Below are 16,287 nucleotides of genomic sequence, written 5' to 3'. Positions count from 1 at the left end.
GTGGGCAACAGGAAGCGCGTCGTCGAGCGACGGAAGACAAGACCCGCCGTGCTCGGCGGGATGATCGCCGTGGTGGTCGGTGGCGCCGGGGTCGGCGCCTACGCGCTGTTCGGGGGCGGTGCCGCCGCCGAGGACGGCACCCGCTCGGCGTCCGCGCAGCAGGCGGAGAAGGTGAAGACGGGCCCGCTGACCGCCGCCGAGATCACCGGGACGGCCGAGCGGTTCCTCACCGCCTGGCAGCAGGGCGAGGTAAGCGAGGCCGCCGCCCTCACCGACGACCCGGAGGCCGCCGCCGCCCTGCTCACCGGTTACGCCAAGGACGCCCGGGTCGGGGACGTCGTCCTCACCCCGTCCAAGCCGACCGGGGACAAGGTCCCCTTCTCCGTCAAGGGCACGGTGGAGCACGGGGACATCAGCAAGCCGCTCGCCTACGCGAGCGTGCTGACCGTCGTCCGCGGGGCCGCGGACGGCGAACCGCGGGTCGCCTGGCGGTCGTCGGTGGTGCACCCCGACCTCAAGGACGGCGACCGGCTGGTCACCGGCGAGTCGGGCACCCCGCCGGTCAAGGCGCTGGACCGGGACGGCGGCGAGCTGACCACCGCGAAGTACCCGAGCCTCGGCCTGGTGCTGGACGGGCTGCGCGAGAAGTACGGCAAGACGGCCGGCGGCACGGCGGGGATCGAACTGCGGGTGGTGCGCGGCAAGGCGTCCGAGAAGGCGGAACTGTCCGACAAGACGCTGCTGGCGCTGAGCGAGGGCACCCCGGGCACGGTGCAGACCACGCTGGATCCGAGGCTCCAGGCCGCCGCCGAGGAACAGGTCGCCGAGAAGCGCCGGGCGTCGGTGGTGCTGGTGCGCCCGTCGACCGGGGAGATCCTCGCGGCGGCGAACTCCTCACGGGGCTTCAACACCGCGTTCCAGGGCTCGCTGGCCCCCGGCTCGACGATGAAGGTCGTCACGGCCTCGATGCTGCTGGAGAAGAACCTGGCGGGCGTCGACGACAAGCACCCCTGCCCGAAGTACTTCAGCTACGGCGGCTGGAAGTTCCAGAACCTCGACAAGTTCCAGATCAAGGACGGCACGTTCCGGGCCAGCTTCGCCCGTTCCTGCAACACCGCGTTCATCAGCCAGGCGCCGGAGTTGAAGAACGACGACCTGACGAAGCAGGCCCAGCAGGTCTTCGGGCTGTCGAAGAACGACTGGCAGGTGGGGGTCGCCACCTTCGACGGCTCGGTGCCGGTGCAGTCGCAGGCGTCGATGGCGGCCTCCCTGATCGGCCAGGGCGGGGTCCGGATGAACCCGCTGAACATGGCGTCGGTGTCGGCCACGGTCAAGGCGGGCGTGTTCCGTCAGCCGTACCTGGTCTCGCCGGAGGTGGACGGCCGGACGCTGGCGAAGGCGGCGCGCACCATGTCGCCGGGGACGGCGGCACAGTTGAGGGACCTGATGGCGTACACGGCGACCTCCGGCACGGCGGCGGAGGCGATGGCCGGCGTTCCCGGTGACAAGGGCGCCAAGACCGGGTCGGCGGAAGTGGACGGGCAGAAGAAGCCCAACGGCTGGTTCACCGCGTACCGCGGGGACGTGGCGGGCGCGGCGGTCGTCCAGCAGGGCGGGCACGGCGGGTCGTCGGCGGGGCCGATCGTGGCGTCGCTGCTGAAGCTGGGCGGCTGATCCGGAAGGGGGCGGGACGGGCCGACCCGGTGAGCGCCGGGCGCGGGGCGCGGGACGCATGTCCCGCCGCTCGCCGCCCGGCGCGGTGTTCGGCCGCCCCCTTCCCTCCCGCGGAGTCTCGCGGGTTCTGAAGGGTTCTGACGGGTTCTGGCGGGCTGCCGCGGGGCAGCCGGGCACAGCTGCCGGCCCTCGTGGCGTCGGCCCTCGTGGCGTCGGACCTCATGGCGCCTCGCGGCGTCGGCCCTCGTGGCTCAGTGCGGGACCGGTTCCGCCGCGGTGGCGCGCGTGCGGTGCAGGAACCGGGCCAGGACCTTGTTCTCGAACTGCACCACCGACACCCCGCGCGCGGTGTGGAACTCGACCACGGTCTGCACCCGCCCGCAGGGCCACACCTGCACCTCGCCGTGGCTCACCGGCATCCGCAGACCCTGCTCCAACAGGTCCCGGGGCACCACGAACTCGCGCGGCCCGGACCCCGGGAGCACCACGCGGACGGAACGGGGGTCGGTCGCGGGGTCGTACCTGAGCACCACGGGGACGGCACCGCGGTCGCCCAGCAGGGGGTCCGCGTCCGTGACGATCTGGGCTCGCGCGTACTGCTCGACTACGGACATCGTGGGCCCTTTCGCCGTGCGGTTCCTCAGCTGTGCCGTGTGAACCCGTGTACCCACCCCCGTCCACTGTCCCACCAAAGAGTGGAATATGCCCGCCCGGTCCCGTTCCGTCCCCCTCCGGTTGCGGCCCGCCCCGCTCGGGGTCCCGGCCCGGTGCGTGAGGGGGCAGCGCCGGGGGGCCGTGCACGGGCCGTGCACATCGGGCCCGGCTCCGGGGCAACGGCGACGTAACGATCGCGGGGGACGGCGCCGGCCCTGGAATCGCAGGCGGGCGGCGGCCGTTGCACCCACTGTCACAGGTGAGCGAAGGGACGTCGGACGTGGACGCGGAACGGGACCCGGGCGCGGGTGTGGACGTGCACGGCACGGTGGCCGAGGGCTTCGAGCGGGTCGCCGAGGCGTTCGCCCGCAACGTCACCGCGCTGGGGGAACGGGGCGCCGCGCTCGCCGTGTACCGCGACGGGCACCGGATCGTCGACCTGTGGGCCGGGACGAAGGACGTCGACGGGACGGTTCCCCGGCAGCGGGACACGGCCCAGGTGGTGCGCTCGGCGACCAAGGGCGTCGCCGCGGCCGTCCTGCTGATGCTGCACGAACGCGGTGCCCTGGACCTGGACGCCCCGGTCGCCCACTACTGGCCGGAGTTCAAGGCCCACGGCAAGGAGGGCGTCCTCGTCCGGCACGTGCTGAACCACCGGGCCGGTCTCCCGGTCCTGGACCGGCCCCTCACCCCGGACGAGGCGTCCGACCCGTTCCGGGCCGACGAGGCCCTGGCCGCGCAGGCACCCGCCTGGGAGCCGGGCACCGACCACGGCTACCACGCGCTGACCTACGGCTGGCTGGCCGACGCCCTGGTCCGGCGGGTGACCGGCGGGGACACCGGCCGGTGGGTCGCCGCCGAGATCGCCGGCCCGCTCGGCGCGGACCTCTGGGTGGGGCTGCCCGCGGCACAGGCCCACCGGGTGGGCCGGGTCGGCCGGATCGAGGGACCCGAACCGGCCGGTGGGCTCCGCGCCCGCCCGAAGCCGGCGGTGACCGCGGCCCACGCCGACCCGTCCTCCCTCACCCGCCGGGCCTTCGCCGCCGTCACCCCGTCCCCCGACCAGAACGACCCGGCCTTCCACGCGGCCGTCCTGCCCGCCGCCAACGGCATCGCCACGGCGGACGGGCTGGCCCGCTTCCACGCCGCGCTGATCGGTCCCGTCGAGGGGACCCGCCTCCTCGGACCGGCCACGGTCGACCGGGCCCGCACGGAGGAGTCGGCGGGCCTCGACCGCGTGCTCCTCGTCGGCACCCGCTTCGGCCTCGGCTTCATGCTGCACGGCAGCGCCTCGCCGCTCCTCGGCCCCGGCTCCTTCGGCCACCCCGGCCGCGGCGGCCCGCTCGGCTTCGCCGACCCCGACTCCGGCATCGCGTTCGGCTACGTCACCAACGGCTTCCGCCGGTCGGTCACCGCCGACCCGAGGGCGCAGTCCCTCATCCGTGCGCTGCGCGCCTGCCTCGGCGCCTGAGCACCGCGCGACCGCCGTCCGTCCCGCGGCGGCGGACGGCGGCCGGACGCGTCGACGCGTCGCGGGTCAGACGTGGATCGGGTGCGAGATGCGTCCCGACGCCTCGTCGATCTCCCCGTGCGCCTTGGTCAGCAGTTGCATCGCCAGCTCGTTCAACGCCCGGGCACCGGCGATCTCCTCCCCCACCCGTGGCTGATTCGCGTCCGTGTGGTGCCGGATCGCGTGGCCGCGCGCCCGGACCTCCGAGCCGTCGGGCAGCCGGACCATCGCGACCGCGCGGGTGTGCTGGTCGTCCTCGCTGAACTCGAGCTCGACATGCCAGCCGACAACGGTGTGCGTCATGACGATCACCTCCGGAATCCCTAGTTCCAGGGTGCGCCCGCCACCGGGCACGCGCACCCGCCCGCGCCGGGCGTTCCCGGGACCGCGTCCCCGCCTCCGGACTACCCGGCCCGCAGCATCAGGCCGATCCCGGCCACCACCAGCGCGGCGGCGGCGATGCGCGGCGCCCCGAAACGCTCCTTGAAGACCACGGCGGCGATGGCCGCGCCGGCCAGGATCGACGACTCCCGCAACGCCGCCACCGGGGCGAGGGGGGCGCGGGTCTGTGCCCACAGGACGAGGCCGTACGCGGTGACCGACATCGCGGCGCCGAGGAGTCCGAGGGCGGCGTGCGGGCGCAGCCGGGCGGCGGTGGAGCCGCGCCACCGCCACAGCGCGTACGCGGGGATGACCGCGCCCTGGACCGTCATCAGCCAGGTCACGTAGCCGAGGGAGGAGCCGGAGGCGCGGACGCCGAGGCCGTCGACGACCGTGTAGAGGGCGATGGCCAGGCCGGTCGCCAGGGCCGCCCCGATCGCCGCCCGGTCCGGGGTGTGTCCGCGCAGTCCCCACAGGGCGACGCCGGTGAGCCCGGCGCAGGACAGGGCGATGCCGGCGGCGGCCCAGCCGTCGGGCACCTCGTGCGCGAACAGGGCCGCGAGGACGGTGACGACCAGCGGCGCGCTGCCCCGCGCGAGGGGGTAGGCCTGCCCGAAGTCGCCGAGTTCGAAGGACTTCATCAGCAGCGCGTAGTACACGATGTGGAGGACGGCGGAGCCCAGCAGCCACGGCCAGGCCCCGGCCGCCGGGACGGGCACGAAGGGCAGCAGCGCGAGGCCGATCAGCAGCCCGCCGCCGGAGATGAGGGCGAAGCCGACCAGCTTGTCGGTGATGCGGTGGGCGATGGCGTTCCAGCCGGCGTGGGTGACCGCGGCGACCAGGACGGCCGCCGCGACCAGGGGCGTCACGCGGTCCGCTCGCGCACGTCCACCAGGGTGCCGCCGGCGTGGGCGACGAGCGTCTCGGGTTCCATCGGGAAGACGGTGTACGGGGTGCCGGCCGCCGCCCAGACGACGTCGTGCTCCAGGAGGGAGCGGTCGGCGAGGACGCGGGTGCCGGACGTGCGGTGGCCGAAGGGCGGGACGCCGCCGATGGCGTAGCCGGTGGCCTCGCGGACGGCGTCCGCCGTGGCGCGGGTGACCTTTCCCGCGCCGAGTTCCCGCCGTACCGCGTCGAGGTCGACGCGGGAGGCGCCGTCCATGAGGACGAGCACGGGGACGCCGTCCGCGGCGAAGATCAGGGACTTGCAGATCTGGCTCAGTTCGCACCCGACGGCCGCCGCGGCCTCGGCGGCGGTGCGGGTGGCGTCGGGGAAGCGGCGGACCTCGCCGATCAGCTGCTCCAGGCCGCGGTCCCGCAGCGCCTGCGCGAAGCGGGGGTGGGCCACGGAGCCGGCGGGGGCGGGGCCGGTGGCGTCGGTGGTCATGCCGGGCACGGTAGCGGCCGGCGGGCCGGGCGGGCGACCGGGGGTCGCCGTGCCCGGCCCGCCGGCCGGTGGGAGCCGGTGAGGGCGCCCCCGTCCCCACGGGAACCCTCACCGGCTGGTGTGCGGCGGCCGTCGTGACGGCCGCGCGGAGGGGTGGTCAGGTCCTGACCAGCTCCTGGTCCTCGTCGCCCTTCTCCTTCTCGGAGCCGGTGCGCAGCCCGTCGCCCTCGACGTCGACGTTGGGCAGGATCCGGTCCAGCCAGGCCGGCAGCCACCAGGCGCGCTTGCCGAGCAGGGCCAGGACGGCCGGGACGATCGCCATGCGGACGACGAAGGCGTCGAAGAGGACGGCGATCGCGAGGCCGAAGCCGATCATCTTGACCATGGACTCGGTGGAGCCGATGAAACCGGAGAACACCGCGATCATGATCACCGCGGCGGCGGTGACCACCCGGGCGCCGTGCCGGAAGCCGGTGACGACGGCCTGGCCGGGCTCCTCCCCGTGGACGTACGCCTCGCGCATGCGGGTCACGAGGAAGACCTCGTAGTCCATGGCCAGGCCGAAGACCACGCCGACCATGAAGATCGGCATCATCGACATGACCGGGCCGGTCTCCTCCACGCCCATCAGGCCGGACAGCCAGCCCCACTGGAAGACCGCGACGACGGCGCCGAGTGCGGCCATCACCGACAGCAGGAAGCCGAGGGCCGCCTTCAGCGGGACGAGGATCGAGCGGAAGACCACGATCAGCAGGAGGAAGGCCAGGCCGACGACCAGGATCAGGTAGGGCACGAGGGCGTCGTTGAGCTTCTCCGACACGTCGATGTTCATCGCCGTGGCGCCGGTGACCAGGACCTCGGCGTCGGTGTCGGACCGCAGGTCCTTCCCGGCGTCCCGGATGTCGTGGACCAGGTCCTCGGTGGTCACGGAGGACGGCTTGGACTCGGGGATGACGGTGATGGTGGCGGTGTCGCCGGCCTTGTTGGGGGCGGCGGGGGCCACGGCCACGACGTTGTCGAGTGCCTCGATCCGCTTGCCGGTCTGCTCGAAGACGTCCTGGGCGTCGTCGCTGGCCTCGGCGTCGACCACGACCACGAGCGGGCCGTTGAAGCCGGGGCCGAAGCCCTCGGAGAGCAGGTCGTAGGCGCGGCGCTGGGTGGTGGACGTCGGCTGGGAGCCGTCGTCGGGCAGGCCCAGCTCCAGGGAGCCGGCGGGCACGGCGGCGGCGCCGAGGCCGACGACGCCGAGCAGCAGCACGGCGACGGGCCGGCGGATCACGAACCGCGCCCAGCGGGTGCCCATGTTCTCGCGCTGCGGCTTGTCGTCCGAGCGGCCTCCGCCGAGCAGCCGGCTCTTGGCGCCGGCCGGGCGGACCCGGCGTCCGGCGTAGCCGAGCAGGGCGGGGATCATGGTGAGGGCGATCAGCACGGCGATGGCGACCGTGCCGGCGGCGGCCACACCCATCTTGGTCAGCATCGGGATGTTGACCACGGACAGGCCGACCAGGGCGATGATCACGGTGAGGCCGGCGAAGACGACCGCGGAGCCCGCGGTGCCGACGGCCCGGCCGGCCGCCTCCTCGCGGTCGCGTCCGTCGGCGAGTTCGCCGCGGTAGCGGGAGACGATGAACAGGGCGTAGTCGATGCCGACCGCGAGGCCGATCATCGTGGCCAGGATGGACGTGGTGGAGCCCAGGTCGAGGGTGACGGCCAGCGCGGTGATGGCGGCGACGCCGATGCCGACGCCGATCAGCGCGGTGAGCAGCGGCAGTCCGGCCGCGAGCAGGGAGCCGAAGGTGATGACGAGGACGACCGCGGCGACACCGATGCCGATGACCTCGGCGGCCCCGGTCTCCGGGATCGCCTGGAGGGCGTCACCGCCGATCTCCACGGTCAGTCCGGCGTCGCGGGCGTCCTCGGCGGCGGCCAGCAGGGCGTCGCGGGAGGAGTCCTCCAGCTCGATGCCGGACACCTTGTAGGTGACCGAGGTGTAGGCGACGCTGCCGTCCTGGCTGACGCCGCCGCCCTGGTAGGGGTCGGTGACGCGGGCGACCTCGGAGCCGCCGGACAGCTCCTCGACGGTGTCCCCGACGGTCGCCTTGTGGGCGGCGTCGGTCACCTTCTCGCCGTCGGGCGCCTTGAAGACGACGCGTGCGGTCGCTCCGTCGGCACTGGTGCCGGGGAAGCGTTCCTCGAGCAGGTCGAACGCCTTCTGGGCCTCGGTGCCGGGGATGGAGAACGAACTGTTCCCGGCCACCGGCGCGCCGGCCGCGCCGACGCCGGCGAGGGCGAGCAGGGCGACCCAGATCAGGGCGACGAAGTGCCGTCGCCGGAAGGACAGTCGACCGAGTCGATAGAGGAATGTGGCCACGAGGGGGGTCTCCCGGTCAGTCGTGGTTCTTTCAGGGCAGGGAGGTACGGCCCGACGACGAGAGCGGAGGCGTCAGGTACTGGCTGACCGGGGGTGCGGTCAGTGAAGGGGACGGCGGCCTGGGCGACCGCCGGTCAGCGTGGGGAGACGCCGAGGGCGGGCAGGACCACGGCGTCGATGTACGAGGCCAGGAACTCCCGCGTGGGGGGCAGGTCGTCGATGAGCGTCCGCGTGGCGAACGCGCCGACCATCATGTGCACCATGTACGACAGGGCCGGGTTGTCGGATCTGATCTCACCCCGGTCGATCGCCCGCCGGACGATCCGCCGGAACTCCTCGACCTCGGGCTCCACCAGCAGTTCCTTGAACGCCTGGCGCAGGTCCTCGTTCGCCTGGACGGCCATGGACAGCGCCCGCATCAGGGCGGCGTTCTGTTCCATGGCGCAGTCGTCCTCGCGGGCGAGGATCGCGTGCAGGTCGCCCCGGAGGGAGCCGGTGTCGACGTCCGCCAGGCCCGCCGGCTTCTGCGCCCGCATCGCCCTCACGACCAGCTCGGGCTTGCCGCCCCACTGGCGGTAGAGCGTGGCCTTGCTGGACCGGGTGCGGGCGGCGACGGCGTCCATGGTGAGGGCGTCGTATCCGACCTCACGGAGCAGGTCGAGCACGGCCGCGTACAGCTCGGCCTCGCGCTCGGGCGTGATCCGGCTGCGACGCGGGGCCGTCGTCTCGGTCATCCCGCTCCCCCTTCCGTTCCTGTCACCGTGTGAACGACACGGTTTCGTACACGTGACGACGATACAACGGACCTTAAGGAAACGAGACCGTTTCGTACGTGTTCTCCGTCACGGCTCCCCCCTCCGCGTCTCGGCGCGTCATCACCACCCCCACCCGAATGCCCCGGATCGGCCGACTTGCTCCTGCCCACCCCCCGGAAAAGCATGGGGAGGGTGACCTACCTGCGCCTGCCGCACCTCAACGGCGACCTGCTGTGCTTCGTGGCCGAGGACGACCTGTGGATCGCCCCGCTGGACCGGCCCGGCCGGGCCTGGCGGCTCACCGTGGACCGCACCAAGCTGGGCCACCCGCGCTTCTCCCCGGACGGCCGGCACATCGCGTACACCAGCTGGCACAGCCTCGACCCCGAGGTGCACGTGATCCCGGTGGACGGCGGACCCGGCACCCGGCTGACCTACTGGGGCAGCGACGACACCCGGGTCTGCGGCTGGGAACCGCCCGACGAGGACGGCAACGCCGGGATCCTCGCCGTCGCCTCGCACGGCGAACCGTTCTCCTACTTCACCTGGGCCTACAAGCTCCCCTGCGACGGCAGCCCCGGCCGCAAGCTGCCCTGGGGACCGGTGAGCGACATCCAGGTCGCCGAGATCGACGGCGAACGCAGGTCGCTGCTGCTCACCGGCACCCCGCCGCACGAGCCCGCCTCCTGGAAGCGCTACCGCGGCGGCGCCACCGGCCGGCTGTGGCTGCACGGCACCCGGCTCCTCGACGGCGTCGACGGGCACCTGCACTCCCCCCTGTTCGTCGCCGGCCGGATCGCCTTCCTCTCCGACCACGAGGGCGTCGGCAACCTCTACTCCTGCGCCCACGACGGCACCGACCTGCGCCGCCACACCGACCACGACACCTTCTACGCCCGGCACGCCGCGAGCGACGGCACCCGGATCGTCTACCAGTGCGCCGGCGACCTGTGGATGGTGGACGACCTGTCCCCCGGCGCCGTCCCGCACCGCCTCGACGTACGTCTGAGCGGCCCGCGCGCCGGACGCCGCCGCCACCAGGTGCCCGCCGCGCAGCACCTGGACGGCCTCTCCGTCGACGAGACCGGCCGGGCCAGCGCCGTGGTGATCCGCGGCAGCCTGTACTGGCTCACCCACCGCGACGGCCCCGCCCGCACCCTCACCGACACCCCGGGCGTACGGGTTCGGCTCCCGGAGATGCTCGGCGCGAGCGGGCGGGTCGCCTACGTGACGGACGCCGAGGGCGAGGACGCCGTCGAGATCGCCTCGCTGCCCCGGGCCACCGGCCAGCGTCCCGTCCGGCGGCTCGCCGCGGGACGGCTGGGCCGGGTCCTGGAACTCGTCGCGGACCCGGAGGGCGGGCGGCTCGCCGTCGCCGCCCACGACGGACGGCTGCTCCTGCTCAACACCGGCGTGGACGGCGGCGAGGGCAGTGGGGACGCTGAGGACAGTGAGGGCAGTGGGGGCGGCGCAGGGGTCACCGAGCTGATCCGCTCCCTCAACGGCCCGGTGCGCGACCTCGCCTTCTCCCCCGACGGAGCGTGGCTGACCTGGTCCCACCCCGGCATCGGCCGGTCGCTGCGGCAGATCAAACTGGCCCGGCTCGCGGACCGGCTGATCGTCGACGTCACCAACGGCCGCTTCGAGGACGAGAGTCCGGTGTTCACCCGGGACGGCCGCTACCTGGCCTTCCTGTCCTGGCGCGGCTTCGACCCCGTCTACGACGTGCACACCGGCGACCTGTCCTTCCCGCTCGGCTGCCGCCCCTACCTCGTCCCGCTGTCCTCGGCGACCCCCTCACCGTTCGCGCTGAACCCGGAGGGCCGCCCGGCCGCCGGCGGACTGGACCCCGTGGAGCGCGAGGACGCGGCGGAGGGCGAGAACGGCACCGTGACCGTGGAGACCGAGGGGCTGGAGAGCCGGGTCACCCCCTTCCCGGTGGCCGCGTCCAAGTACTCGGCACTGCACCCGGTCGCCGGGTGCGGGCTGGTGTGGCTGCGCTGGCCGATCTCCGGGGCGCTCGGCGAGACGTTCGCCAACCCGGACGACACCAGCGGCCGTCCCACCCTGGAGCACTTCGACATCGGCAAGGCCCGCAGGACCGAACTCGTCGACCACCTCGACGTGTTCGCGGTCAGCGGCGACGGCACCCGGCTGGTCGTGGCCGACGAGGGCGACCTGCGCGCGGTGCCCGCCACCGAACCCGGCGACAGCGACTCCACCGTGTGGATCGACGCCCGCCGCATCCTGCACCAGGTCGACCCGGCGGCGGAGTGGCGGCAGGCGTACGAGGAGGCCGGGCGGCTGATCCGCGCCTACTTCTGGGACCCGGGGATGTGCGGCATCGACTGGGACGCCGTCCTGGCGCAGTACCGGCCCCTGGTCGAACGGGTCGCCTCCCCCGACGACTTCGCCGACCTGCTGCGCGAGGTGCTCGGCGAACTCGGCACCTCCCACGCCTACGTGACCGCCGCCCGGCGCAACGAGGGCCCCCCGCACTACCAGCGCCGCCAGGGCCTGCTGGGCGCCAACCTGGTGCCGCGCGAGAAGGGCTGGACGGTCCGGCGGATCCTGCCCGGCGACGCCTCCGACTCCCGCGCCCGCTCCCCGCTGGCCGGGACCGGCATCCGCGAGGGCGCGGTCCTCACCCACGTCGACGGCCGCCCCGTGGACCCGGTGACCGGCCCCTTCCCGCTGCTCGCGGGCGCCGGCGGCACCACCGTGGAGCTGACCTTCGCGCCCGCCGGGGGCGAAGGGCCCCCGCGCCGGGTCGCCGTGGTCCCGCTGGTCGACGAACGGCCGCTGCGCTACCAGGACTGGGTCACCAAACGCCGCCAGGTCGTGCGGGAGTTGAGCGACGGCCGGTGCGGCTACCTGCACATCCCCGACATGGGCGGCTCCGGCTGGGCCCAGTTCAACCGCGACCTGCGCATGGAGGTGTCCCGGCCGGCCCTCATCGTGGACGTGCGCGGCAACGCCGGCGGCCACATCAGCGAACTCGTCGTGGAGAAGCTGACCCGCACCATCCTCGGCTGGGACCTCACCCGCGACGCCCAGCCGGTGTCGTACGCCTCCAACGCGCCGCGCGGGCCGGTGGTGGCCCTCGCCGACGAGGCGACCAGCTCCGACGGCGACATGATCACCGCCGCGTTCAAGCTGCTGCGGCTCGGCCCGGTGGTCGGCCAGCGCACCTGGGGCGGGGTCGTCGGCATGACCGGACGGCACCGGCTCGGCGACGGCACGGTGATCACGGTGCCGATGAACGCGGCCTGGTTCGACGCCTACGGCTGGTCGGTGGAGAACCACGGCGTCGCGCCCGACCTGGAGGCGCTGCGCACCCCGCTGGACTGGGCGGAGGGCCGGTACGCCCAGCTCGACGACGCCGTCCGACTGGCCCTGGAACTCCTGGAGTCCGAGCCGCCGGCCACACCCCCCGCCCGCCGCGACCTGCCGGACCGCTCCCGGCCGAAGCTGCCGCCGAGGGCGTGACGGAGCACGAGCCGCCGGGGCGCGGGAAGCACCCGCCCCGGCCGCGGTGGACGGTGACGTCCCGTCCGGGCACACGGAGAAGGGGCGCCTCCCTCGGGGCGCCCCTTCCCGCGTCACTCCGCCTCGCGCGGTCCGTCAGACCTCGCGGTCGCGGTCCATCCGCTCCTCGGGCTCCTGCCGGCGGCGCGGGTTGTCCATGTCGTCCTCACGGCGACGACCGCGGTTCTGCAGCTGCTCCTTGCCCTGCTGGGCCTTCTGCTTGGCCTGCTGCTGGAACTGCTCGGACTTCTCCTGGAACTGGTCCTTCATACCCATGTGGGTTCACTCCCGTGGGGGGTGAGGGGATCTGGCCCGACCAGATTCACACGGGCGGTGACCCTGCGCATGTCGATCACCTACGCTGCGTGACACGGTGCTGTTCGTCGGCGCTGCCGCCCGCTCCGACCAGCCCCGTCCGCATCCCGTCGAGCCGGTCCGCGAAGCGCCGCATCTCCCGCCGGCCGACGGTCCCGATCACTCCGGGCAGGTAGCCGCGCACGCCCTGCATCCCGCACAGCCACCACTGCCCGTAGACGTGCGCGGAACGGCGCTCGATCCCGGCCACGATCCGGTCGACGGCGGGGCCGAGCGGGTACGTCTTGTTCGTCGGCCACGGCAGCCGCTGCCGCAACTCCCGCATGACGTCCTCCTGATCGGCCCCGCGCACCATGTCGGTGTCCGTCCACGACAGGTACGCCACGCCGACCTTCACCCCGCGGTGCCCGACCTCGGCGCGCAGGCTGTGCGCGTACGCCTCCACACCGGACTTGGAGGCGCAGTAGGCCGACATCATGGGCGCCGGGGTGATCGCGGCGAGGGAGGCGATCTGGAGCAGGTAGCCGCGGGACTCGGTCAGCAGCGGCAGGAAGGCGCGGGCGGTGACCGCCGAGCCGATGAGGTTGACCTCGATCACCCGCCGCCAGGCCTCCGGGTCGGAGTCGGCGAACGGACCACCCGTCGCCACACCGGCGTTGGCGACCACGATGTCGACCCGGCCGAACCGTTCCCTCACCTCGGCCGCCACCCGGGTCATCGCCTCCTGGTCGGTGACGTCGGCGTACCAGTGGTCGCTGTCGCTGTGCAGGCGGGAGGAGACGTCCTTGAGCGCGTCCGGCTCCAGGCCGACCAGCGCCACCCGCACCCCGCGCGCGGACAGCTTGCGGGCCAGCAACTCGCCCACGCCGCGCGCCGCTCCGGTGACGACGGCGACCCGTCCTTCGAGACTGACCCTGCTCATGCGGTGTCCTCCACTGGTGCTGCGGATGCGGTGGGTGCGGTACGGGGGGCGGGTACGGCGGGGGCGGCGGGGGCGGGCGAGGCCTCCGACCTCTCCGCCGCGGACGGCCGTTCGGCCGTGACCGGGACCGCCGTCCCCTGGACCGCCGTCGCCGGGTGCGCCGTCGCCGCCGGGGCCTGGGCCTCGGCGGCCGGTGGACCGGCGGTCAGGTGGGCGGCCACCAGGGCGCGGATCATCCCGGTGACCACGTCCGGCGCCTCGACCGGCGTCATGTGGCCGATGCCGGGCAGTTCGGTGACCCCGAGGCAGTGCGGCAGCGCGGCGGCCAGCGACCGGGCGTGCACGGGCGGGGTGAGCCGGTCGGCACGGCCCACGAGCACCTCCGCCGGCACCCTCAACTCCGGTACGCGGTCGTCGAGGTCGAGCAGGTCGAGGACGTGGGACCAGGCGTGCCGCACCTGCCGGGGGCAGGCGTGCACGACGCGGGCGCAGGCGTCGACCATGTCGGGCGCCGAACCGGGGCCCATCGTCCCGTACTTGAGGATGCGGCGGGCCATCGGCGTCACCGGGCCGAGCGGCAGCCGGGAGCCGAGGACGCGCCGGGTCAGCGCGGTCCGCAGCCGGCCGGGACGCAGGGGCAGCACGGTCGACTCGGCGACCAGGCGCGCACTGCCCGTGCTGCACAGCAGGACGGCCGCCGCGTGGGCGGCGAGCGCGGGCCGGGAGGCGGCGGCCAGGACGGTCATCGCGCCCATGGAGTGCCCGGCGACGACGGCCCGTTCGCCGGGTGCGAGGGTCGCGGTGAGCACGGCCTCCAGGTCGTCGGCGAGCGCGTCGGCGCTGCAGGTGGCACTCGCCGGGCTGCGGCCGTGACCGCGCTGGTCGTAGACGACGACCCGGTGGTCGGCGGCGAGGGCGCGGACCTGCGCCGCCCAGAAGGCGGTGGAGCAGGTCCAGCCGTGGGCCAGGACGACCGCGGGCGCCCCGTCGGGCCCGTGCGTCTCGACGTGCAGCCGGGAGCCGTCGGCGGAGACGACGGTCAGTTCCCGGACGGGGGCGGGCGGGGCGTACGGCCCGGCCGTGACGTGCGCGGGCCGGCTCACGCGTCCACCTCCGTGGCGCCGTCGGCGCGGGAGCCACCGGACGCGTCGGAGGTTCCGGCCGGGCCGGCGGCGGACGCCGTGGACGCTCCGGCCGGGGCGGCGGACGCCGTGGCGGAGGCCCGCAGCACCGCGTACTCGGCGAGGTCGACCCGCCGGGTCTCGCGGCGGAACTCGCCGGTGGTGCCCGGCCAGATGGTGGTGTTGCGGCCGCTCGCGTCGAGGTACCAGCTGGTGCAGCCGCCGGTGTTCCACACCGTGCGCTTCATCCGCTCCTGCACCCGGTGGTTCCAGGCGCGCACCGCGCTGGGCCGGGCGTCGAGGGCGACCCGGCCGCCCAGGACGTCGAGCTGGCGCAGGTAGTCGGCCAGGTAGTTCAGCTGGGACTCGATCATCAGGATCATGGAGGAGTTCCCGAGCCCGGTGTTCGGCCCGATGATCGTCATCCAGTTGGGGAAGCCGGCCGCCGCCGCGCCGCGCAGCGCCTGCATGCCGCCCTTCCAGGTCTCGGCGAGGGTCTTCCCCTCGGCGCCGACGACCCGTTCGGCGATGGGCATGTCGGTGACGTGGAAGCCGGTGCCGAACACGATCGCGTCGACCTCGGCCTCGCTCCCGTCGGCGGCGACCACGGTGGAGCCGCGCACCTCCCGCAGCCCGCTCGCGACGACGTCGACGTTGGGCTCGGCGAGCGCCGGGTAGTAGGTGCTCGACAGCAGGATCCGCTTGCACCCGATGCGGTAGTCGGGGGTGAGCTTGGCGCGCAGGGCCGGATCCTTGATGGCGCGGCCCATGTTGCGCTTGGCCAGCTGCTCCACGAAGCCGAGCTGGCCGGGGTGCTTGGTGAACGCCTGCACCTGCAGCTCCCGTACACCCCAGAGCAGTCCGCGCCGCAGCTGCGTGGTGAAGGGCAGCGTGCGGTGCAGGGCCCGCTCGGCGGCGCCGATCGGCCGGTCGACGCGGGGCAGCACCCAGGCGGGGGTGCGCTGGAAGAGGGTGAGCCGGGAGACCAGCGGCTGGATCGAGGGCACGATCTGGATGGCGGAGGCCCCGGTGCCGACCATCGCGACCCGCTTGCCGCGCAGGTCGTAGTCGTGGTCCCAGCGGGCGGAGTGGAACACCTTGCCGGGGAAGGTGTCGAGCCCGGGGATGTCCGGGACCTTGGGCTCGGACAGGGGTCCGGTGGCGGAGACGACGACGTCGGCGCTGAGGCTGCCGCTGCTGGTCTCGATGTCCCAGCGCAGCCGCTCGGCGTCCCACACCATCCGCTTCACCTCCGAGTCGAAGCGGAGGTGGGGGCGCAGGCCGAACGCGTCGGTCACGTGCTCCAGGTAGGCACGGATGTGCTCCTGGCCGGAGAAGGAGCGGGGCCAGTCGGGGTTGGGCGCGAAGGAGAAGGAGTACAGGTGCGACGGCACGTCGCAGGCACAGCCGGGGTAACTGTTGTCGCGCCAGGTGCCGCCGACGCTGCCCGCCCGCTCCAGGACGACGAAGTCGGTGATCCCCTCGCGCCGCAGCCGCACGGCGGCCCCCAGGCCGCCGAACCCCGACCCGACCACCGCGACCCGTACATGCTCGTGCTCGGCCATCCCGAAGCCTCCACGCATCGCTCAGAACCCTGCCAGTGAACACTGGCGCAATGGGGAGCGTAGGGCAGACCCGTACTGATGGGTAGGGGGCGGAGAGGGAAAGT

General features: G+C 74.0%; 13 protein-coding genes. 3 read left to right on the top strand and 10 right to left on the bottom strand.

The window, feature by feature from the left end; all coding sequences use genetic code 11:
- On the top strand, window positions 1-1,674 hold the full coding sequence (locus AC02VZ_RS06985) for a penicillin-binding transpeptidase domain-containing protein (RefSeq protein ID WP_432058814.1): 1,674 nt from the start codon (window positions 1-3) through the stop codon (window positions 1,672-1,674).
- A 251-nt stretch (window positions 1,675-1,925) separates the two neighbouring features.
- On the opposite strand, the gene AC02VZ_RS06980 is transcribed toward AC02VZ_RS06985, so the two are convergent.
- A complete protein-coding gene (locus AC02VZ_RS06980) occupies window positions 1,926-2,288 on the bottom strand; it encodes an SsgA family sporulation/cell division regulator (protein ID WP_432058813.1) in 363 nt (120 codons plus the stop codon).
- Window positions 2,289-2,638: 350 nt separating this feature from the next.
- On the opposite strand from AC02VZ_RS06980, the gene AC02VZ_RS06975 reads away from it, so the two are divergent.
- A complete protein-coding gene (locus AC02VZ_RS06975) occupies window positions 2,639-3,799 on the top strand; it encodes a serine hydrolase domain-containing protein (RefSeq protein ID WP_432058824.1) in 1,161 nt (386 codons plus the stop codon).
- A 66-nt stretch (window positions 3,800-3,865) separates the two neighbouring features.
- Here AC02VZ_RS06975 and AC02VZ_RS06970 read toward each other — a convergent pair whose 3' ends face one another.
- From AC02VZ_RS06970 to AC02VZ_RS06950, 5 genes are all read right to left on the bottom strand, one after another.
- Window positions 3,866-4,141, bottom strand: coding sequence for a DUF1876 domain-containing protein (locus AC02VZ_RS06970; protein WP_432058812.1), 276 nt, complete (start codon window positions 4,139-4,141; stop codon window positions 3,866-3,868).
- Window positions 4,142-4,242: 101 nt separating this feature from the next.
- Window positions 4,243-5,088: an EamA family transporter gene (locus AC02VZ_RS06965; protein WP_476474842.1), complete on the bottom strand. Its 846-nt coding sequence runs from the start codon at window positions 5,086-5,088 to the stop codon at window positions 4,243-4,245.
- Window positions 5,085-5,606, bottom strand: a complete 522-nt coding sequence (locus tag AC02VZ_RS06960; protein ID WP_476474841.1) for a YbaK/EbsC family protein — start codon at window positions 5,604-5,606, stop codon at window positions 5,085-5,087. Before AC02VZ_RS06960 ends, AC02VZ_RS06965 begins: the two co-directional genes overlap by 4 nt.
- Before the next feature lie 157 nt (window positions 5,607-5,763).
- A complete protein-coding gene (locus AC02VZ_RS06955; protein ID WP_476474840.1) occupies window positions 5,764-7,977 on the bottom strand; it encodes an MMPL family transporter in 2,214 nt (737 codons plus the stop codon).
- 134 nt (window positions 7,978-8,111) lie between these two features.
- Window positions 8,112-8,711, bottom strand: coding sequence for a TetR/AcrR family transcriptional regulator (locus AC02VZ_RS06950; RefSeq protein WP_432058392.1), 600 nt, complete (start codon window positions 8,709-8,711; stop codon window positions 8,112-8,114).
- A gap of 213 nt (window positions 8,712-8,924) precedes the next feature.
- Here AC02VZ_RS06950 and AC02VZ_RS06945 point away from each other — a divergent pair, with 213 nt between their 5' ends.
- Window positions 8,925-12,221, top strand: a complete 3,297-nt coding sequence (locus tag AC02VZ_RS06945; protein ID WP_476474839.1) for a S41 family peptidase — start codon at window positions 8,925-8,927, stop codon at window positions 12,219-12,221.
- Window positions 12,222-12,356: 135 nt separating this feature from the next.
- Here AC02VZ_RS06945 and AC02VZ_RS06940 read toward each other — a convergent pair whose 3' ends face one another.
- The 4 genes from AC02VZ_RS06940 to AC02VZ_RS06925 all read right to left on the bottom strand — a co-directional run bounded on the left by AC02VZ_RS06940 (window position 12,357) and on the right by AC02VZ_RS06925 (window position 16,183).
- Window positions 12,357-12,536: a hypothetical protein gene (locus tag AC02VZ_RS06940; RefSeq protein WP_362100718.1), complete on the bottom strand. Its 180-nt coding sequence runs from the start codon at window positions 12,534-12,536 to the stop codon at window positions 12,357-12,359.
- Window positions 12,537-12,612: 76 nt separating this feature from the next.
- Window positions 12,613-13,497: an SDR family oxidoreductase gene (locus AC02VZ_RS06935; RefSeq protein ID WP_476474838.1), complete on the bottom strand. Its 885-nt coding sequence runs from the start codon at window positions 13,495-13,497 to the stop codon at window positions 12,613-12,615.
- Entirely contained in the window at window positions 13,494-14,600 is a 1,107-nt protein-coding gene (locus AC02VZ_RS06930; RefSeq protein ID WP_476474837.1) for an alpha/beta fold hydrolase, read from the bottom strand. Before AC02VZ_RS06930 ends, AC02VZ_RS06935 begins: the two co-directional genes overlap by 4 nt.
- The gene (locus AC02VZ_RS06925) at window positions 14,597-16,183 is read right to left on the bottom strand and encodes a flavin-containing monooxygenase (RefSeq protein ID WP_476474836.1); all 1,587 of its coding nucleotides are present in this window, start codon (window positions 16,181-16,183) and stop codon (window positions 14,597-14,599) included. Before AC02VZ_RS06925 ends, AC02VZ_RS06930 begins: the two co-directional genes overlap by 4 nt.
- Between the last annotated feature and the right edge of the window lie 104 nt (window positions 16,184-16,287).

The organism is Streptomyces sp. 3-6, from assembly GCF_056323165.1.
Note: the sequence above shows the minus strand (reverse complement) of the source record. Positions and strands in the feature narration are given on the sequence as shown.